We start from the raw sequence: 21,355 nt of genomic DNA on the forward strand, positions 1-21,355 counted from the left end.
TCCTAGTTTATTTCTATTCCATCACAATCCCCTAGTAAAGTCATTAAATTCCTTTCAATTGTCTTTACGTATTCCTTTATTTCGCCTTCATTTTCAAGTATTCTTGCTGGGAAAATTGCCTGTCTATAAAATTTCTTAATATGCTTTTTCTTTTCAGGTTCAGACTCTCCATCGTTTTCTTTTACATAATTGGAGTCTGCTCTTTCCTCTTCCCCATCCTGGTCTTTTTGACTTTTCTCTTCTACATTATTACTCTTTTCAATAGAGATAATATCTTTAACTGCCTTATCTTTCTCTGCCCACAAACTTGGAATAAACCCATCTAGTATTCTTAGGCTTAGTGTTTCTGAAATCTCTTTCTTCTTTTGTGTATAAAAGTCATCAGTTTCCTTAATAATATTGCCGATATAAGTGTCATACTTGTCGCCCTTATGGATTTCTTCCATGCATTGTCTAACTATCTCAAATATTTCTTGGCGTTTATTATCAAGTAATTTGTTGTGTCCTTCTTTAACTCTTTCCATATAGCCATTAAGTTTAGGGATATCACCATAGTCAAAGTCTTCTTTTTTTGGATTTATATTGACTATTAATCTTATTTTATTTAGGGCATCATTTATTTCTTTTTCATCTTGAAGATAATCTAAATCAAAACGTAGCAAACTCTCTAGGTTAGTTGCTTCATCAAAGATTGATACTTGTACCTTAAAGAAATCCTCTACTGCCTCCATATCCTCTTGCATATCTTCAAGCTTATCCCCCATGTCTATAAGCTTATTTACAAAGCCTATATTGTCCTTTCTAGCATCAAGAAGAGCTAATAATAAATCTTTTGCCTCAAGGATTTTTTTCTTATCTGGATAGTTTTTCCCCTCGTATTTTTCTTCTAATTTAGAATAGTGTTCTTTCAGCTCTTCAAATTTTCTAATTATAAAATCTACAAGTCCATCATCATCTTCAGGAATATCCATTATGTCAAAAAAGTGTCTTAAGAAGTCTCTTGCTTCTTTCATTTTTTGAATGCTTATCATTTCACGCTTTTGTATCTTTGTTTTTCCTGTTTCACTTCTTTTACGCAGAAGTTCTGGTAGCCTTTCATCACTAGCTCTTATAGTTTCACCACCATATTTAATTGTTGCTTTTTGCTCATAGATTAATCTAGCAACTACAGCCGCAATATCTATTTCCCGCCAGTGATATGGAATGGAAGTAAATCTTTTTTGAACATCTGCCATACTAGTTGGAAGATGTTGTTCATTCTGTGCTATAAGATAGGTTTCCACTTCAGCTGCAGCTCTTCTATTAGACTCAAGACCTGCCATTACACCATCATCTTCTCTTCCATCAAGGATCATATAAATATCTTCATCAGATGTGGCATTCTTTGTAATTAACCCAAGCTTGTTGTAGAGATTGGATACTAAATACTCCAAAGCCTCATCTATTTTATTTTGAGGTGTTCCTGCTTTTATAGTAGTCCTATTCCCATCTATATAAAATTTAGCCTCTTTAAAAGCTTCTTTGAGTTCATCTAAAGCATCTTCCTTAAAGCGTTCAGCATCATCTTGTTTGTTTCTTATGATATCTTGCATAGATTTTGGTAGCTGTGGAATATTCTTTTTTCTGGCATACTTGTCTATTCTCATAGCATTTTCTATAAAATTATAGTATTCTGTGTCATCAAGTACTACAATAACCTTATTCTTAGATGATGTCATTAATCTTAGCTCTTGCTTATCTATAACATTTGTTGCAATAGTTAATATTTCCAGTTCCATTTCCCCAAGAGGATTTCCATAGTTAATACCATCTACTTTTTTATCAAAATCAAAGTCATATTTCTTTTCATAACGATATTTTTTTGTAGTATATATCTCTGCAAAAATCATTTCAGAAATTTTTCTTGTAATTTCACTTGGTTCTATATATTCATCTTTAATTTCTCTTTCCACATCTTGTTCTTCATCAGTGAGGAAATTATAAGTCTCCCCTGTTCTAGCAATATAGTTCTGACGAATAAGCCTATCTAAAGACTTTTGAATTTTGTTTTTCTGTTCAATTTTATCAACTCTTATATCTTCTGCCATCATAATTACAATATTATCTATACTTGCAGGTATTTCATCATTGACATACCTAACCATATATAGAAGTTTTAGTACATCTACATCATATAATTCCAAGCCTTTATCATCGGATGCAGCTCTTTCAGCTCTTTCTACTACCCTTCTTATTGAACTATCTAGGAATGTATGGACTGTATCATAGAACATCCAGAAGGGAATTATTGCATATTCATCCTTCTTTTGAACTCTTTGGGCTGCTTCCTGAAATCCTGAAAGCATAGAACGTTCTCCTCCTGATAAATGCTTGCCAACATTACCATATTTCCTGATTTGAGAAAATACTTTCTGCATAAGGATAAACTGGTATGGTACAAAGGGAAAGTTTATAGAAAATTCATTTGATCCTTCAAATCCTCTTATGTCTCCTAAGGCTCCTTTAAATTTAAAAAGATTGTCCATTACATTTTTTTCTTGATTGTATACCTCTTCAAGGTGTACTCTAGCCTTGTCCTTTTTCTTTAAAATTCTTTTTTGTATAACCTCATCTGCTGCTGTTGAAGAAAGAGTAAGTCGAGTTTTAAATCTTGACTGGATTCTTGAAAACTCATCTGCCCTTGTCCTAATTATTTCATCAAGGGCTTCTTGCCCAGTACACATAACCCAGACCTTTCCCATACACTCCGAACCTATTTTTTCCACTAATGATTGAAGATTAAGAAGCATATCTGTATCAGCTCCAACATATTGTCCAACTTCATCAATCATGAAGAGTAACCTATAGTCATCTGGCTTTTTCTCTACATAGTCCTTCATTTCGGAAACCAATTGACCTATAGAAATATCAACTTCTTCTGATGAATCGAACCAATTCCTTGCTGATATTTCACTCATACCTAGAACTTCTACAAGGCTTTCTATAACTTCATCTTCACAAAAGTCAAATACATCTCTTGAATTGAGCCATGACTCCCCATTTTTCTCTTCAAAAACTTGCCTAAATTCTTCTGTTTTTCCTTTTCTTTCTATGTATTGCTCAAGCTTTGCTACTTTAAGATTGTCGCCATAAAAACCAAGATGTCTATAAAACATCTTAGCAAATACCCTTAAAACAGCTGTTTTATTCTTTATCATAGACCCTTCTATATCGATATTAAATAGGATTGTATCTGTAGATGCTTTAGTTGATTTATCTATCATCATGAAAGTTGCTAGGTCATCTTCAAACTTTTCTCTAAATCTTTCTACTGTTTTTACCTTATTCACTTCTTTATTCTCAAGAATATATGAAAGGATTTTAAGAAAATGAGATTTACCACTTCCAAAGAAACCTGAAATCCATACTCCAATATCTGATGTCTGCCTGTCATAGGATTCTGAATAATAGTTAAAAAAACTAATGAAATGCTTCTTTAACTCCCTGGTAATTACATACTCTGTCAATTCTTGCTCTATTATATTTTCAGCATCTTGATCTACCTGAATAACACCTTTTATCTCCCTATTTATATCATCATAAAACATATCTTGTATTTTCAAATCTATTCCCTCCTAAATCCTAAATAATATTAAAAGCCCTATAATAATCATTTGGTGTAAACTCATTAAACAATACAACAGATCTTCCATTAAAGCTTCCTGGATAAAGGACAACAATAGGTATATCGTCAAATCCTACCTGTAATTCTTCAAGAAGTGAATGAACTCTCATAAAGGGGTAAACTTCTCCAACTCCTGCAAGTAGAAGGACATCATTAGATTTTCTTTGTCCATATTGCATTTTTTCGGCAAAAGCCTTAGTTGTTGAAAATTTTAATATTCGATCTTGGAGAAAATCACTTCCTCTTTTCTCCTCCATTTCAGGAATTTTTGCTAGAATATTCTTTTCTTCACATATATCTAAAAATAAGTGATATAGATTATAAGATATAAGGTTGCAGTTTAAATTTTTATCGTTCTCAAGTTGTCCTATAAAATGTCTTACAGCCATTTCATCTTCAGGCTCATAGCAAAACATCCTTATGTTTACTTCATTACTAAGACCTCTGCCCGTAAGAAAATCCTGATCTTGTATTAAGTTTTTTAATCTATCAAGTTTTTCATATATATTGCTCACTCTATCACACCCCTTTATTCAAAATAGTTAAAAGCTGAAAGACAGGTTTCATCTTTGTTTTCTATTATTTTGTCTTTTAATTTGTAATCTAGTAAAACTTCATTAAGTTTAGAAGAATTTATACTATCTATATAACCGTTTTCTTTTAAAAGACTAGCTACCACAGATTTAAGTTTGTTAACAGTTGACTCACTCCAATTTGCCACTGTATCATTTTGCTCTTGAAGTCGAGTAAAAAAAATATTTAGATCTATTCGACCATATGAAAAATTGCGTGTCCTATATTTTTCTCCAATTACAGTTATCATAAACTCCCATATAAGCCTTGAACTCTTCATCATAGCGTATAAACAAATTTGTCTTGAAATATCTACAGGCCTATCTACTACCCAGTCTATAAGTTCTTTGTCTTCAAGAGTATTCAATCTTCTTATACAAGCTCTGGTTCTCATTTTTAGGCTTCTCTCTGTAGGATATTGATATAAATTTTCGTTAAATATTTTATCTATAATCTCTTTTTCACTTAATCCTTCTTTAAGTAACTTTGCTGTTATCTTCATTTCATAAAACATAAAAGGTTCTCTTGTTAATGAAGCTATATAGGGCGTATTAGTATCCATAGCCTGCCTCCTTATCTATTATTATCATATTTCTATTCTTTAGGTGTATAGCTTAAAATATCTTCAATACCACACTCAAGAAAGTCACAAATTCGTGCTAAGACCTCCATATTTACGGTCTCGTTTTTTCCTAGCTTGGCAACTGTGGTTGGGCTTAATCCAACAGCTTTTTGAAACTCTGTCTTGTTCATCTCTTTATCAATTAAAATCTTCCAAAGTCTATTATAGCTGAATCCCATCTGTATCCCCCTTATTACATATATTATATATAAATATTCTCTATCTTTGCGTAAATTATATCCATATTTGATTATATCATAGTTATAATGATTTGGGTTATTAACTTTTAAAAACACAAAAAAAGGCAGACCGAAGTCTGCCCTATATCTGCTACTTGCTTATTATACTGCAATTACATTTCTCTATCATTCTTTTTATTTTCAGCCTTCTCTTGTGCTTTTCCTATGCTATCCTTAGCTACCTTATCTTTAAGTTTATTAAGTTTTGCAATAGTAGATTCTTTTTTTACTTCTTTATTATCTTTTTTTACTTCTTTATTATCTTTTTCTACATCTATTCCTTTTCCTACTTTGGATAAATTTAATTTAGTTGCTTCAGCCCAACTTATAAAGTCTATATCATGAAAAGACTTATCCAGAGGATAGTTCTCTGCAAAATCGTAGTCTACTCCATACATAGCATTGGATAGCTCTACATAAGAATTTATGAAATCATCAATCTTATTACAAAGGTCATCTTCTTTATTTTTTTGTTCATTAATATCTATAGTTCTATTGCTTATTATTGGTATTTCTCCCTCTAGCTCATATATAAGTTCTTCAAAGTAGTCATTAATTAGATTTACCCCATCATTACGCATATACCTTTCATAAAGCTCTTCTAATAGGTCTGGGCTGTCTACTCCCATCTCTTGCATGATTAAAGCCTTAACAAAGCCCTCATGGTCTTTATCTATCAAATTATTTAATGTATCTACTATGTTACTATCCTTCTTTTGAGGATAACTATTGGAGTAGTTACCATGATTCCAAAAAAACTTCTCATCATTACTTTGTAGCCCATAGACCTCCACAAATTGTCTTCCATCAAACAATATAGCATTATCTTTATCTATATCTAAAACAATAGTTTCATCTGACAATGAGGTTTTTATTTTATCTCCTACTCTAGGCTTGTCTTTCGCCATATTGTAAATACTTTTATCTTCCTTAAGAAATCCTGTTTGCTCTTGCTTTTCTTGATAATTCTGATTTTCACTTTGAAAACTATCAATCTCCTGTGAAAAGGATAAGGTCTTCTCTTTCCCAACTATAAAATGGTCTAAAAACTCTATATCAAAGATTTCAGTAAGATTTTTTATTTTGATAGTCATTCCTATATCTTCGCTACTAGGAGTAGGATTCCCACTAGGATGGTTATGGAAAACTGCCATACCTTTAACATCTTGGTAGTTTAATAAGGATCTAGCTATAATTTTTAAGTCCACTATTGCAGCATCAGTAGCTCCTTTAAAAAGTTCTTCTGCTCCTATAATCTTATCATCCTTGTCATAAACTATAATGCCAAATATTTCTTGTTGATGATGCTGGAAGCCTATTTTCAGTATTTCTTTTATTTCATTTGTATCTTCTATTAAATTTAAATCTACTAGCTCATTACTTGCAAAGTAGCTTGTAAAATCTTCATACTTATCCTTAAGGCTATAATCCTTATCTCCATAAGTATTTTCCGAATCATTGGCTATTTCATAAGTTTTAGATGCGTAATAACTTCTTCCTGCAACCTTAGAAAGGAAGCTATTATTCTCTTTACTATAGCCTATAGTATCTACTACCCTCATACCTATCTTTTCAAAGCACTCTTTTGTATCCTCTATTCTTTTGTCAGGTGTTTCATTAGAAAAGGCTAAAAAGACACTATTAGCCCCTGCCATTAAGCCCTCTCTTAAGCTTTCTTTTATGCTATTCCTTTGACTAAGTCTAGTCCTTTTAAGGTGAACTGGATGGTTTTTAGTGTTTGCAAAAATAATAGTCCCGGCATCTTTAGTAGGTAAAGTTATTGACCTTACATATTCTACTAAGGTATCAGGACTAGTTATTGCTTGTCTATTATTTTTAATATTGGCTCTAGCATAATCTAAAAATTCTATAAGTGGTTTTATGTCTTCATCTTTATTTTTTATTTTCTCATATAGTTCTACCTCATTCCTACAATTAAATTCCTCATATAGGCTATTTCTCATTCCTATCCACCTCCTCATCAGCATTTATAGGAAGTGCTTTAAGCAATGCTTTTATTTCTTTTACTTTCTCATCCTCTGAATTTTTCCTAACATAATCCATTATTTCACTATGGCTAGTAAGGCCAAAATATTGTAACAATTTATTCTCATTTTTCTTATTCAACATAAAGTTCCTCCTTATTTTTCTTGTTTATATACTCATTATTTACTCTACTTTAAAAGGTTAAGCTCCGAGTTTACTCAGAGCTTCTTATCTTGCACCCTTATTCTTTTCCATATCTTTTTCATCCAAAGATAGGTTTGTTTCTTCTTTAACTTTGGCTTTAAATCTTTCAAGTTGTCCTAAAGTAGATTTTTTGTCATCTAAATTAAGGCCATCAACATCATAGGTAGACTCAAAGTAGTTGCTGCTTCTAAAGTCATTATCATACCTATCTGGAATCCCATCATTATCTAGGTCTTTTGAAAGTGGATCATAAAAATTACCTTCATCGTCAATCTCAAGTCCAAGTTTTTCTCTTAAGTCTTTCTCATCTACTCTTATATATTCACCAAAGTCACTATATTCAAGATCTCTTTTTAAGTTTATAAGAGCCTCATCTTTATTTGATAGTTCGCCCTCTTCACTTTCAAGGTAGCTCCCATGAGATACCTCTTTATCATCTACATATTGTGTCCAGGTATAATTTTTAAGACTTATTTCATACTGTATTTCGTGTTTACCATCTTCTGTAGTTGTATAGGCAAGTCCAATATGACCTTCATCAGGATAAAGTTTATTAAAATCCTCATAAGAATTATCTTGTTCAAACTCCCTATTACAATAATCAATTATAAGCCTTTTAATATCTTCAGTTAGAGGATTTAAATTCTCTAAGTCTTCTACTTCTCCCATGTCAAGCAGTCTATTAATTTCAGTAAGCCTTTGAGTCTTGTCTTTTAATTCTTCAGCCTTATCAAAGGGTTTTTTTACTTCTTCTTTAGCAATTTCAATTTGTTCCTTAGTAGCTTCAAGTTTTTCTTCAAATCTCTTCAAACTATCAGGAATCCTCTCCAAGACATTATCCATTCTTGTGATGTTCCCATCTCTATTTTCCCCTAGGTCTCCATAGTGATTGTTGGAGCCTTTTAAATTAAAGTTATGTTGGTTTGTAAGAAAATTATATGTTACTTCTATAGGAAATCCCCTATAGTCTCCAACAATCTTTTTATCTCCTAGCTTAACCCCCTTAATTGCTTCAAGAATTTTATCTCCTGCTAATTTTCTATCTGTAATTACTTCTTCTCCAACTTTTATAGAAGTAAATTTATTATCACCTGTTCCCTGTGGCTTAATTCTAGCAATATCACTTTTAGCACCTTCAATAAGCTTTTCATACCTTTCAATTTCCCTAGGGTAGGTCTTTATAATTTTATCTTCTAGACTATAAAGATTGCTCTTATAGTTTCCTTCAAGCATCTTTAATTTAGTAACTTCAATATCCAAGTCCATCTTTTCCTTTATTAATGGGTTACCTGTTGCAAGGGCTTTAATTTCAGCATAGGATAGGGTGTTTTCATCAACATCTTCCGCTACTCTTGCAGGTGTTTTTGAAGTCATAATTTGTGAGATAAATTTTTGTTTATTTTCTATTGTCTGCCACAAATAACTATCAAAGGTATTCTCAGTAACATACCTAAATATTTTAACCTTATCATTTTCATTACCACGTCTTACAATACGACCTGCCCTTTGTTCTAGATCTGCAGGTCTCCAAGGTACATCAAGGTCATGGGTAGCAATAAGTCTATTTTGTACATTAGTACCTGTTCCCATCTTTTGGGTAGACCCTAAAAGAATCCTTACATGACCTTTACGTACTTTGGAAAATAATTCATCCTTCTGTTTTTCTGTATTAGCATCATGGATAAAGGCTATTTCATTTTCTGGAATACCCATATTCAAAAGCTTGTCCCTAATATCATCATAAACATTGAAGCTTCCATCATTCTTTGGAGTAGACATATCAGAAAATACTAGTTGGGTTGAACGATTATCCCTTGTTTTATCCCAGATAGAATAAATATTTTTCACACATACATTTACCTTGCTATTAGGATCATCAGGTAAAAGAGGATTGATAAGTCTTTGGTCGAGGGCTAATTTTTTTCCATCATTTGTGATTTTTAGCATATTATCTTCTTCTGGTTCAACACTTCTATCCCTTACCCTGTCCGCTCGCTCTGAAATAGCTTTTAAGACCTCCTTTTGCTCCTCTGTAGGCTTTGTTACTATGGTTTCATACTCTGCTTCAGGTACTTTTAAATCAAGCATATCAGCTGTTTTTATATCTGCCACTTCTTTAAACATGGCCATAAGTTCAGGAAGGTTATAAAATTTGCTAAATCTTGTTTTAGCTCTATATTTATCTCCTTCAGGTGAAAGTTCTACTGCCGTTACAGTCTCACCAAAGGTACTTGCCCATGAATCAAAATGTTGCAGGTTGTTCTTTTCAAGTTCATCATATTGAAGATAGCGTTGCATAGTATAAAGCTCAGTCATACTGTTTGAGACTGGAGTACCTGTAGCAAAAACTACTGCCTTTCCTCCCGTCATTTCGTCTAAATATCGACATTTCATAAACATATCAGAAGATTTGAGTGCTTCACTCTGACCTATTCCTGCCACATTCCTCATTTTTGTATAAAGAAATAGATTTTTATAATTATGGGCCTCATCCACAAAAAGCTTATCAATTCCTAGTTCCTCGAAGGTAACAACATCATCTTTTTTAAAATCATCATTAAGTTTTTTTAGTCTACTTTCAAGTTTCTTTTTAGTATTTTGTAGCTGCTTTACTGTGAAATTCTGACTTCTGTCATACTTATACTCTTCAATGTATTCTAGGATTCCTTCAATTTCCCTATTTATATGATTTTCTTGATATTCTTTACTCATAGGTATCTTTTCAAATTGTGAGTGCCCTATGATAACTGCATCATATTCTCCTGTTGCAATCTTACCTATGAATCTCTTTCTATTCTTTGGCTGAAAATCTTTTTTGGTAGCAACCATAATATTTGCTCCAGGATAAAGTTCCATAAAGTCCCTACCTATTTGCTCCGTTAAATGATTAGGCACTACAAATAGAGCCTTACTACTCATGCCTAGCCTTTTTGACTCCATTGCAGAAGCAATCATCTCAAAGGTCTTACCCGCTCCTACTGTATGGGCAAGGAGAGAATTTCCACCATAAAGTGTTCTTGCAACTGCATTTTTTTGATGGTCTTTAAGGATAATACCTGAATTCATGCCTTCAAAGCGGATATTACTTCCATCATATTCCCTGTTGCGGACAGAATTAAATTTTTCATTATAAATCTTTTCTAGACGGTATCTCCTATCTGGATCTTTAAATATCCAATTTTTAAACTCTTCTTTTAAAAGTTCTTGTTTCTGACTTGCAAGCATTGTCTCCTTTTTGTTGAGTATGGAAGACCTACTACCATCAGGGTTTGTAACCCTATCCCACACCTTAGTGTCCTTTAGATTAAGGGCATCTTCTATAATCTTATAAGCATTGACTCTACTAGTACCATAGGTCATATTTGCAAGGTCATTTCCTCCATCCTTGCTCTTTCCCTCAATTCTCCATTCAGCTGTAAAAGGTGAGTATCTAACATGAATATCCCATCTTGCAAATCCTGGTGTTTTAAGAATTTCAAAGATAAAATTTTCTACATCTTTTTCTGGTATCCATGTAGCTCCGAGCCTTACTGTAATTTCTGAAGCTGTTAGTTCCTTTGGCATTACCTCTTCAAGACTTGCTTTTTGTATTTTAAAGTTAGCAAGATTTTCTTCTATTTCCTTTATACTAGAATTGTCCATATCCATAAAGCCTAAAGTTCTTTCAGTATGATTGATATATTCATTTAAAACATTTATCTTATCTCTGATGTTACCACTTAAATATTCATCTGCACTTACATAGTTAAAGGCCATAGGATTGTGCTTTTCTTTCTCTGTAAAAGGAAGTGCATTGTTTTCTCTATCAAATTCCTTAATATCAAGAAAGATCTTGCCTTTTAAACTCTCTACTAAAATTATTTCATCAAGGTCTGTAAGTTCCTCCATATATTCAAGGTCTACTCTTCCTTTTTCTGCAATAGAAAGAATAAGGGCTTCGTCTGGTGTGTCCACATGAGTTACTGGCACAGCCTTTTTTATTGTTCGTTTTGTAAATATATCGCCCTTTTCCTTGAACTTGCCTTCCTCAAGTTTTTCAATACTTGAAATAAGAGCAAAATTACTATCCTCAGATAAAAGTCTTGTGTTCATTCTCCCATTTATAAAGCCATTCTTCTTGCTAAATTCATCATATATATCATTAAGCTTTTTCTGTGCCAGTCTAATCTCAACTTCACTTCTATCTTCTAACTGTAGTTCAATTACATCTCTTAAAGCATTACCAAGAGCTATATAATCTCTAATTTTATCTAAGTCTTTATCACTTCTATTTACTTCTCTCATTATGGAGTCTTCTCTCATATAGACCTTTCCATCTTTTTCGGTAAATGAGAAGTTCTTTACATCTTCATCAGCTGGGAGAATCTCAGCTTCTTTTTCTCCTTCCTCCCTTTCGACTTTTATAGGCTCAATCTTTCCTTGAATCCTATTTATAGCTAGTGAAAGTTCAGATTTAAAATCGTGATTTTCCTTAGCTTGACAGGTAGTAGTCTTTCCAAATCTTCCTGATACTTCTATCATTTCACCAAGCACCATTTGAGGATTTTCGACAAAATATTTGTTGTAACTTAGACCCTTATCATCTATTCCAAGTTCATACCATGGCTCTTCTCTTTCTATTACCGATTCCTTCTTTTTAAGAAAAATAATATCACTAGTTACTTCAGTTCCAGCCATACCTTTAAAAGTATTATTTGGTAGTCTTATAACCCCGAGAAGCTCACATCTTGCACCTAGATATCTACGAATTGAATCATCCTTTTTATCCATTGTTCCACTGGAAGTAATAAATGCAATAACTCCCCCGCTTCTTACCTTGTCTATTGACTTAGCAAAGAAATAGTCATGAATTAAAAAGTTATTCTTATCATATAATCTATCATTTACTTTAAATTCCCCAAATGGAACATTCCCTATTGCCACATCAAAGAAATTATTTGAAAACGAAGTTTCTTCAAATCCTTTAACTTGTACATTACTCTCTGGATATAATCTTCTGGCTATATTTCCTGATATGCTATCAAGTTCTATACCATATACTTTTGATCCTTTCATGCTTTCTGGAATACTTCCTATAAAACTCCCTACTCCACATGAAGGTTCAAGTATATTTCCCTTTTCAAATCCCATGTTTTCAAGGACTTGATATATGCCATCAATTACAATCTTAGGAGTATAAAAGGCAGTAAGGGTTGACTCTTGACAACTTTCATATTCCTTGGGAGTGAGGTTTTCCTTAAGAAAGACTCTAGCCCTCTCCCACTGGCCTGTTTTATTTTCATCAAATACATCTGAAAGTCCACCCCAACCTACATACTTGGATAGAACTACTTGTTCATCTCTACTTGCATTTCTATTCTCTTCTTCTAAAATTTTTAGAACTTTTATAGCATTTATGTTATTCTCTAATCTTTGATGTGGTGGAAGGCTATCAGGAATAATTTCATCTGTAATTATAAAATTTTCAATTTTAGGGCTTTCTCTTTCGTCTTCTTGTCTATCTTCTATATCTTCAAAACCTCTAAAAGGAAAAGTCATTTGTTCATTTTCTTTAGCTTTTTCTTCATCAAAGTCATAAAGTTCAGTAGTATAAATAAACTCGTTAAATTCATCTATGCTTTCAAATTGAAGCCTTCTTACCTGTCTTGTATCAAGAATATATTCATCTTTCAATTCATAAGGAAGCATTTCTATAAGAAGCATATCTTCCCTTACACTTGTAATAATAAAAGGATTGTCCCATATTTTTATAACATTATCCCTAGTAATAGGCTCTCTATTTAACTCTTGGTCTTTTAAATCTATAAGATAATCATTTATTTTATAGGTCTTATAAATTTCTTCATCCATAAAAAACTCTATCTTTTTTGAATCTTCAAAGGTTCTTCCTTTATAAAGTTGATACTCTATCCCCTCAAGAAAAACCTGTCTTTCATCCTCAGCAAGTTCTATATGACTAAGATAGCCTTTTGGAATTATAATAAATTCTGTACCTACTTTTGCTGCAATAAGCTCTTCCCCTATTTGATCTTCCCCTTGCATAAAAAGAATTTCTGGGTCTACCTCCTGTGAAGCTTCATCTCTTGTAAAGTCATCAAGTTCTCCAAAAAATACCCTATGAATTTCTTCTTCACTTAACTGTTTTTTAAGTTCACTATCTCTTAATTCTTTAAATGTCTTAGGAAAATCTTCAAGTATAAGTCTTTCTGCTCCCATTTCCCTTAATTCCTTTAGATTAAAATATCCCCATTCAGCTTCAAAACCTGCTACTAATCCAAAGGCATCCTCTGTTTCAGGGTCATACTCTGTTAGATACCAGGTCCAATTGCTTCTAAAAGGAATAATATAGGCTCCATGAACCACCTTATCTGCCAAAGAAATACTTTCAGTATCCCCTAGATTTGGTACATTTTCTATCATTTCTTCATTCATAAGTTCTCTAGGATTCTCTTTTGAATAATATTTAGTAACAAAAAAGGAAGCAGATTCATCATCTACTCCCTGGTCCTCATCTATGCTTATTTCTTCATCTAATTGTAAACGTACTCCTTCATTGCCATCTCCCTCAATTCGTGATTCAGGTTCTCCATAAGACCTGTCCACTTCATCCAGTCTTCTGCCTTCAGTTTCTCTGTCAACCCAAAGCTTTCCATCATCCTCGGTTTCTCCATCTCTATGAATCCCTTGGCTGTCTCTTCTACTTCTAGAAGATGCTTCATAAGGCTTTTCTCCAGGAACATCTCCTGGAATAAATTCTCTTTCTCCTCTACCATGAAGTTTAGTCTCGCTTGGGCGAATCTGTGAGTCAGGTGTGTCTGATCCTTCATTAGAACTTTCTCTGCCACTTCTTTCATCTTCAAAGTTATCTCTTCCGATGTCTCGCATTCCCCAAATATCATCTGATATTCGTTCTCTACCTTGTCTTCCTTCAGGTATGCTTCTAGCCTCTCCTCGAAATTCATCATCTATCCCTCCTATATTTTCTTCATCGTCTCTAATTTGTCTATCTTCATTGTACCGCTCAATTACTCCTTTTGTCAGCACCTTATTTTTATCAATTTCTTTATCTATAGCTACTGTTCTTTCTAGGATGTTTGATACCATTAAACTTAGCTCTTTACCTACTATTGTTAGTGAAATTTCATCAAGACTCCCAAGAATCTCATTAATCTTATTTCTATCAGCTTCATAATTTATATCAAGCCTTGCAGCATATCCTATTTTTAAAGACTCTTTAAGAAAGTCATTAAAGATTTTTCTATAAGTAGGATCTATCTTAAGTTCATTTAAGAGATAATTACTCCTATTTATTACCTCAGTTTGTGCAATATTTTCAAGTACTTCATCTAATGCCATGCTTTCTAATTCACCATCATTAAAAGCTCCATCAAGCCCTAGAACTGCTCTTAGGCTATCTTCTCCATTAGTTAATTCCCATAATTCCACTTGATTTGCGGCTCTTGTCATTGATACTGTTTGGCTAAGATCAAAGATGTAGGATACTTTACCGTATTGTCCATAGTCTTTATATATGGGAATTCCTTTTTCGCCACGCTTTACAGTTCTATTAAATGTCTTTCTCCAAAAATCAAATTCTCCACAGGCTCTTGCACTAATATTCTTATTATAGATACTAAGTTGGCTAGTAAAATCATATTTATAATTGTTTCCAATAGTCCTCATAAGTGAAATATATTCATCACTATTAGAGAGAACTTTTGCCTTGATTTCTTGTATCAAATGTTCAAAATCATTTATTCTCATGTTTCCTCCTCCTTGCCTAATAAAAGGGTAATAGATTTTACTCCATCACCCATCTTTACAAACTTATATACTACAGTTTTCAATTTCCTTTACTATCTCTTCAAGAACATTAACCACTATACTATTACCAGATTGCTTATATAAAATGCTAGACATACAGTTTTTCCTCCTTGGGAATATCTTTATAAGCTTATCAAAATCACTATCCTCAAATCCCATCAACCTAAAACATTCTCTTTCAGTAAGATACCTATATCTCCCATTACCTATATCAAGTATTCCAGAATTAGGAACCCTTACTTGCTTAGTGGATATTGTGTAGCAAAAATCTTTTATTACCTGAAGTCTACCTTGAAATTGTGGTTTGTATTCAGGGTCAGAAAGTATTTTTAACATTGAAGGTTGCTTAACTAAAAATATATCGCCATATCTCTCCATTACATCTCTTTCTAGAAAGTCTGCTAAATGTTTGGTTTTTTTATGTTCTAGATTCTCGAATTTAAAGGGGTTTTTACCTAAATAACTAATAGCAAAAATTCTTTCTCTCTTCTGTGGTATTCCAAAGTTTATTGAGTTAAGAGTCTCATACTTAGTTTCATAGCCTAGCCTTTCCATTTCATCAAGGTAATAAAAAAAAGAAGCTCTCATCTTCCTATCGAGAACTCCCTTAACATTTTCCCATATTACCCATCTTGGCCTATCCTGTATTTCTTCTATTATCCTTATTGTTTCAAATAAAAGACTGCTCCTTGTTCCACTTCCTATCTTTCCTCCTAATTTTTCTCCTATCCTAGAAAAATCCTGGCAGGGACTACCATGCATTAGTAAATCAATTTTTTTATCTGGTGGAAGACTATAATTACATATACATCGTGGTTCATAATTTTCCTTGTAGAGTGCATTATAGCTTTTAACACAGTTTTTATCTATTTCAACATAATCTACTATCTCAAAGGGAATTTGACTATTAATATAAGCCTTCCTTATTGCACCTATACCACCAAAAAGTTCTATAACCTTCATTTTTGTGAAATAACTTCCCTTATTCTTTTTTCTACATCTTTTATAAAATCCTTTAAGTCTGCTTTTCCCTCTGAGATTTCGTAAAGCTTCATCTCCCAATCTACTGTTGTATTTGGATTTTTAAGAAAGTCTGCTACTAAAGATACTAGCTCTTCCCCCTTATTAGTAGAAATAAGTTTTCTATCATCTCTTTTTATAAGCTCTTTTTGAATAAGATTTTCAATTATTCCCGCTCTCGTTGCAGGTGTCCCTAATCCTTTAGTAATTATTTCTACATCTTGTTTTGCATCTTTACCTGCAAGCTCCATATCCTTTAGCAAGGTATCCTCTGTATAGACTTTGGGTGGATTTGTATATTTTTCATTTATTTTCTTATCTTCAATCCTAAGGCTATCACCTTTATTTAGCCTTGGAAGAACCTTGTCTTCTTTTTTCTTAGTATATGAAGTAAGGTATTTAGTAAATCCTTCATCTATTACTACTGTTCCCCTACTGGTAAATTCACTGCCTTCTATATGGCATATAATCTTAGTATTTTCAATAACCAAATTTCCTGATCTTGCTGCTAAAAGCTTTACTTTTAACAGTTCAAATACTTTTTCTTCTGACCTTTGTAAGCTTGAAGTATCAAAATCAAGAGAAGCATTTGTTGGAATTATGGCATGGTGATCTTCGACTTTCTTAGAATTAAAAATACTTTTAAAATTCTCTTCATCAAAGTCATTCCCAAAGGAATCTACATAAAGTTTAACACTATTAACCATATCGTCAGTAAGAAACCTACTATCTGTCCTTGGATAGGTTATCAGTTTCTTTTCATAAAGACTTTGTGCATAATCAAGTGTTTGTTTTGCACTATATCCAAAATACTTATTACATTCTCTTTGAAGTGTTGTTAAGTCAAAAAGCTTATCAGGTCTTGTAATCTTTCTATTATTTTCTATTTCCTTTATTTCTACAGTTTTAGGAATAGATGAAAGTAATCTCTTAGCCTTTTCTTCTTCATTAATCCTTGATGTTTCAAGGTAAATATCTTTTGCATTTATCTCAACTGTATAATACTTCTCTTTTTTAAAGTTTCTTATAGCCTTATCCCTATCTACAACCATTGCTAGTGTAGGTGTTTGTACCCTGCCTACTGAATAATTGTTACTATGAAGGCAAGAGTAATATCTTGAAAGATTCATGCCTACTAGCCAGTCTGCCTGTCCTCTTGCCAAAGCTGATCGATATAAATTTTTATATTCTCTACCATCTTTAAGATTATTAAAGCCTTCTTTTATAGCCTTATCTTCCATTGATGAAATCCAAAGTCTTTTCATAGTTTTTTTACATCTTGCCTGGTTATAAACAAGCCTGAAAATAAGCTCTCCCTCTCTCGCTGCATCACAAGCATTTATAACCTCTACAACTCTTTTATCTGTTAACAAGTTTTTTAAAATGCTATACTGCTTCTTAGTATATTTTGAAACTTCATATTGGTAGTTATCAGGAAATATAGGAAGGTCTTCTATATTCCATCTTTTATATCTTCCATCATAACTCTCTGGGCTACTCATTCTAATAAGATGACCTATGCACCAGCTAACTATATAATTATTTCCTTCAAGGTATCCATCTTTTCTTGAATTTGCACCTATGACCTTGGCAATACTCATTGCTACACTTGGTTTTTCTGCTATTACTAATTTCAATTTATTTCCTCCATTTCATTTTTAGACAAAAAAATAGCGGCTCAGATATAATTACTTATCCGAGCCGCTATCATTTATCTATTTATCTTGTTTTTACCAGGACTGATTAGGATATTTTAGTGAGAATGTAAATACAATCTTCATCTTTCCATTGGTAGTTTCCTCATATTTTGCTGTTTTAGTTTTTAAATTAAAATCCCATCCCCTATAACCATTCTTAAAGTCCCTATAATCAACATCTTCTGTTTCTCTTATATACTTTCCATTGCTCTTTATTACACGAGTAAATCTCATCTTCATTCCAGCCATATCAATATCTTCACCATCATCATAAGTCTTCTTATCAGGTAAAGTTACAAATTTTTCGGGATACCATTGATTGGCTTTAACACCCTCTGGCAGATTCATATCTTTTAAATTGTTTTTATCCTTTTCTCTTTCAAGATTTTCTCTTAAATCCTTTACATCATCTTCAAGGTTTTCAAATTTTTCCTTATATTTCTCATTGTCTTTTTCAAGCTTATCCTTTTCTTTACTAAGATTATAAATCTTATCATCAAGTTTATTTATCTCATTATTTAACTTTTCCTTATCCTTACTTGACTGATTCTTATGATTTTCTAATTCTTTTTCCATCTCTTCTTTTGCTTTTTTCAAGGCTTCTATTTCTTTATTCATCTTATCTATTTCTTTTCTTAAATCTTCTTCAAGTAAATCCTTGTCTTTAGATAATTGTTCAATATCATCTTCTAGTTTTTCTACCTTTTTATCAAAGGATTCTATAACATGATTTAGTTTATCCTCTAGCCTTTCTTTTTCCTTATTTATTAAATCTAAATCATTATTTAACTCATTAATCTCATCCTTAAGATTTTCCCTTTCCTCCTTTGTCTTATTCTTTTCATCAACCAGTTCTTTTTCAAGTTCTACCTTTTCTTTAATTATTTCATCAATCTTTTTATCTAAGTCATCAATACTTTCTTTTAGTTGATCTCTTTCTGCCTTAGATTCCTCTTTTTCTTTTTCAAGCTGATTTTCAATTTCTGTTTTTTCCTTATTTAATTGGTCTAACTTATCATTAAGGTCAGAAATCTTGTTATCAAGTTCTTCCTTATCCTTCTCATACTCAGCTTTTTCCTGGTTAAGTCTATCATCCAGTTCTTCAATTTTCTTATTAAGTTCTTCTTCTACCGAATCCTTTTCTTTCCTTAAATCCTCAATATTTTTATCTAGTTCTGAAATCTCATTTTCTAGTTCTTTTTTATCTTCCTCCATTTTATTTATTATGTCTTCCATCTCTTTTTCTAGATTTTCTTTAGATTCATTTAGTTCATCAGTTTTTTGCTTTAGATCTTCTATTTCTTTTTCAAGAGCCTTTTTATCTTCTTCTGATTTTTCCTTCTCATCAGCTAAGTCTTGTTCTAATTTATCCTTAGCTTCTCCAAGTTTATCAATTTTGTCTTTTAAGTCATTAATTTCCTTGTTAAATTCCTCCTTATCCTTAGCTGCCTGCTCTCTTTCTTCAGCAAACTCTTTTTCAAGTTCTGATTTTTCTCTGTCAAGTTCATCAATCCTATTATTTAGATCTTCAAGTTCTTTTTCTAGTTTTTCTTTTTCTATATTAGCTTTTATTTCATCAGTTAGATCTTTGAAAGTATCTTCTAGGTCATCTGTATCTGAATCCTTAAACTTATCTTCTCCACTTGCTACTTCTTTTAAAAACTCTTTTGCTTGTTCATTACAATCAACTGCGACTGTGTAAATATCAAGAACATCAATATTATCACTTTTTGCAAGATTAGCTTCTGCTAGGGCACAAAACTTACCCTTGCTAGTAGTGGTGTCTTGTCCTGCTTTATCATAATAGAAACTTCCTTCAAGAACCTCTTTGTTATTGTTCATATAATCATCAAGGTCAATCTTTGGTTCATAAATACGGTTTGCTTCTCCATCTGAAAGAAGGACTATGATTTTTTTATCTCCAGTAGAGTTTTTAAAAATCATTCTTGCTTCATGAATACCTCCTTGTGTAAAGGTCATATTCTTCGCAGACAGACCATCAATAGCACTGAAGAGCTTGTCCTCATCTTTTTTCCGGAAAAAGTCTGCTCCATCATTTTTGTGATGGATTACATTAGACTCAAAGCTAATAAGTGCTATATTTGTATTAATATCATAGGATTCTTGTTCCTTCCATATAGCCTTTGCCATATCTTTAGCTGAATTTTTAGCCTTTGTCATTTTAGTTCCACTCATTGAACCTGAAATATCAACTACAATAGTCATATCAACATCATAACCTGTCTTATCCTCTTTCTCACTTGCCAATACAGGAGTTACTGCCCCAAACATTATAGAGAAACTAAGCACTCCTGCTAGTATTTTTTTAAATAGTCCTGTTCTTTTACCCATTAAATCAAATCCTCCTTTGTATATTCAGTATCTTCATCTTCTACTTCACCATCATTTATCTCTTCATCATTATTGCTGAAAAAATCATCATCATTTGGAATCTCATCATCTTCAAAATCATCAAATCCATCTTCCTTAGATTTTACAAACTTAAAGTAATATCCAGCACCACCTACTCCCACTAGGATAAGTAGAACAATTAAAAAAGAACCTTTAGAATCTTCCTTCTCAGGTTCCTCTATTTCAGGCTCTTCTTTTTTTACTACTTCTTTTTTTACTACTTCTTTTTTAGGTTCCTCCTTGACTTTAGATATGCCATTTCTTTCTTCATCTTGCTCTATCATATTTAGTAAATCTTGTTCAGATACCTCAGTTAACAGTTGAACATTAGAATCAGGCTGGTCGTGGTTAATAATCAGATGGAATACCTTGCCACTTTTTGTTTGAAAAGTAAGGAATTCTCTAGCATCAGCTTTTGGTCTTTCCCTCATCTGACCACCGCTAGCTTCCTCTCTAACATCTGCTACCTCACTTCTCCTAGGATATTCTTTATTATCTACCCCAACAGATTCTATAATAGTCCCTCTTGCTTGACTAGGGTCTGACGGTTCATAAGGATTTTCCTTTGTTATAGTAGATTCCTCTTTAGGCTTATTTACATCTACCACAAATCCATTCCCTGTTTCCGCTGGATTGAGTGAAGGTTTATTTACATCAACTATGATGTTGTCCTCCTTGTCCTTTGCAGATTCAGGACTATTAACATCAATTACAAACTCTCTTTCAAGTTCTCCACTAATATCTGAAGCAAAGACAGTGGTAACAAAGTTTATCCCAATCATGCTTGTTATTGCAAGTACTAGTAATATTTTTATAATTTTTCTCTTATCATTGTTCTTTTCCATAGGTTAAATTCTCCTTTTCAAATTCTTTAAATACTTTATTTTCATTTCCTCTTGTTTTTTCTGCTTCAGTAAAAATCTTCACTGCTTCCAAAAGATTAATTTCCTGCTCATAACATATAGCCATGATCTCTTGACCTGCTATTTCCTCTTCTTCCAACCTTAAAAGTTCCAATTCATCTTCGCTTTTTTTAATTTGGTCTTTTAGCTTTTTTTGGTCTCTTTTTATTTTCTTATATCTATTTTCTGTTTTTTTATCCATTCATTAAACC

The 21,355-nt window shown here is 32.4% G+C and carries 12 protein-coding genes; all 12 read right to left on the bottom strand.

The features are described from left to right. Positions 1–2 precede the first annotated feature (2 nt). Entirely contained in the window at positions 3–3,602 is a 3,600-nt protein-coding gene (brxC, locus tag CBF29_RS08280) for a BREX system P-loop protein BrxC (RefSeq protein ID WP_126809277.1), read from the bottom strand. 19 nt (positions 3,603–3,621) lie between these two features. Then, positions 3,622–4,179, bottom strand: a complete 558-nt coding sequence (locus CBF29_RS08285) for a DUF1788 domain-containing protein (protein WP_126809278.1) — start codon at positions 4,177–4,179, stop codon at positions 3,622–3,624. A 14-nt stretch (positions 4,180–4,193) separates the two neighbouring features. Beyond that, a complete protein-coding gene (locus tag CBF29_RS08290) occupies positions 4,194–4,799 on the bottom strand; it encodes a DUF1819 family protein (RefSeq protein WP_126809279.1) in 606 nt (201 codons plus the stop codon). A 32-nt stretch (positions 4,800–4,831) separates the two neighbouring features. Continuing rightward, positions 4,832–5,038 carry a helix-turn-helix domain-containing protein gene (locus CBF29_RS08295; RefSeq protein ID WP_126809280.1) on the bottom strand — a complete coding sequence of 69 codons (207 nt, stop codon included), beginning with the start codon at positions 5,036–5,038 and terminating at the stop codon, positions 4,832–4,834. A gap of 173 nt (positions 5,039–5,211) precedes the next feature. Beyond that, positions 5,212–7,062, bottom strand: coding sequence for a JAB domain-containing protein (locus CBF29_RS08300; RefSeq protein ID WP_170170030.1), 1,851 nt, complete (start codon positions 7,060–7,062; stop codon positions 5,212–5,214). Further along, a complete protein-coding gene (locus CBF29_RS13775; protein WP_170170031.1) occupies positions 7,052–7,228 on the bottom strand; it encodes a hypothetical protein in 177 nt (58 codons plus the stop codon). Before CBF29_RS13775 ends, CBF29_RS08300 begins: the two co-directional genes overlap by 11 nt. Positions 7,229–7,312: 84 nt before the next feature. Further along, entirely contained in the window at positions 7,313–15,052 is a 7,740-nt protein-coding gene (locus CBF29_RS08305; protein ID WP_126809282.1) for a helicase-related protein, read from the bottom strand. Between the two features lie 63 nt (positions 15,053–15,115). Next, positions 15,116–16,075: a DNA cytosine methyltransferase gene (locus tag CBF29_RS08310; RefSeq protein WP_126809283.1), complete on the bottom strand. Its 960-nt coding sequence runs from the start codon at positions 16,073–16,075 to the stop codon at positions 15,116–15,118. Further along, positions 16,072–17,769: a DNA topoisomerase 3 gene (locus CBF29_RS08315; RefSeq protein WP_126809284.1), complete on the bottom strand. Its 1,698-nt coding sequence runs from the start codon at positions 17,767–17,769 to the stop codon at positions 16,072–16,074. Before CBF29_RS08315 ends, CBF29_RS08310 begins: the two co-directional genes overlap by 4 nt. A 93-nt stretch (positions 17,770–17,862) precedes the next feature. Next, positions 17,863–20,181 carry a VWA domain-containing protein gene (locus CBF29_RS08320; protein ID WP_126809285.1) on the bottom strand — a complete coding sequence of 773 codons (2,319 nt, stop codon included), beginning with the start codon at positions 20,179–20,181 and terminating at the stop codon, positions 17,863–17,865. Continuing rightward, positions 20,181–21,086 (bottom strand): CD1107 family mobile element protein, encoded by a 906-nt coding sequence (locus tag CBF29_RS08325; RefSeq protein WP_245987318.1) that lies wholly within the window; start codon positions 21,084–21,086, stop codon positions 20,181–20,183. Before CBF29_RS08325 ends, CBF29_RS08320 begins: the two co-directional genes overlap by 1 nt. After that, positions 21,070–21,345, bottom strand: a complete 276-nt coding sequence (locus tag CBF29_RS08330) for a hypothetical protein (protein WP_126809286.1) — start codon at positions 21,343–21,345, stop codon at positions 21,070–21,072. Before CBF29_RS08330 ends, CBF29_RS08325 begins: the two co-directional genes overlap by 17 nt. Positions 21,346–21,355: the final 10 nt, after the last annotated feature.

The organism is Vagococcus elongatus (genome assembly GCF_003987645.1).
GTDB classification, from domain to species: Bacteria; Bacillota; Bacilli; order Lactobacillales; family Vagococcaceae; genus Vagococcus_A; species Vagococcus_A elongatus.

What these genes read in the sequence shown, in the direction of transcription:
- CBF29_RS08290 (WP_126809279.1), bottom strand. Translation starts at nt 4,799, where the DNA reads ATGGATACTAATACGCCCTATATAGCTTCATTAACAAGAGAACCTTTT.
- CBF29_RS08295 (WP_126809280.1), bottom strand. Translation starts at nt 5,038, where the DNA reads ATGGGATTCAGCTATAATAGACTTTGGAAGATTTTAATTGATAAAGAG.
- CBF29_RS08300 (WP_170170030.1), bottom strand. Translation starts at nt 7,062, where the DNA reads ATGAGAAATAGCCTATATGAGGAATTTAATTGTAGGAATGAGGTAGAA.
- CBF29_RS13775 (WP_170170031.1), bottom strand. Translation starts at nt 7,228, where the DNA reads ATGTTGAATAAGAAAAATGAGAATAAATTGTTACAATATTTTGGCCTT.
- CBF29_RS08305 (WP_126809282.1), bottom strand. Translation starts at nt 15,052, where the DNA reads ATGAGAATAAATGATTTTGAACATTTGATACAAGAAATCAAGGCAAAA.
- CBF29_RS08310 (WP_126809283.1), bottom strand. Translation starts at nt 16,075, where the DNA reads ATGAAGGTTATAGAACTTTTTGGTGGTATAGGTGCAATAAGGAAGGCT.
- CBF29_RS08320 (WP_126809285.1), bottom strand. Translation starts at nt 20,181, where the DNA reads ATGGGTAAAAGAACAGGACTATTTAAAAAAATACTAGCAGGAGTGCTT.
- CBF29_RS08325 (WP_245987318.1), bottom strand. Translation starts at nt 21,086, where the DNA reads ATGGAAAAGAACAATGATAAGAGAAAAATTATAAAAATATTACTAGTA.
- CBF29_RS08330 (WP_126809286.1), bottom strand. Translation starts at nt 21,345, where the DNA reads ATGGATAAAAAAACAGAAAATAGATATAAGAAAATAAAAAGAGACCAA.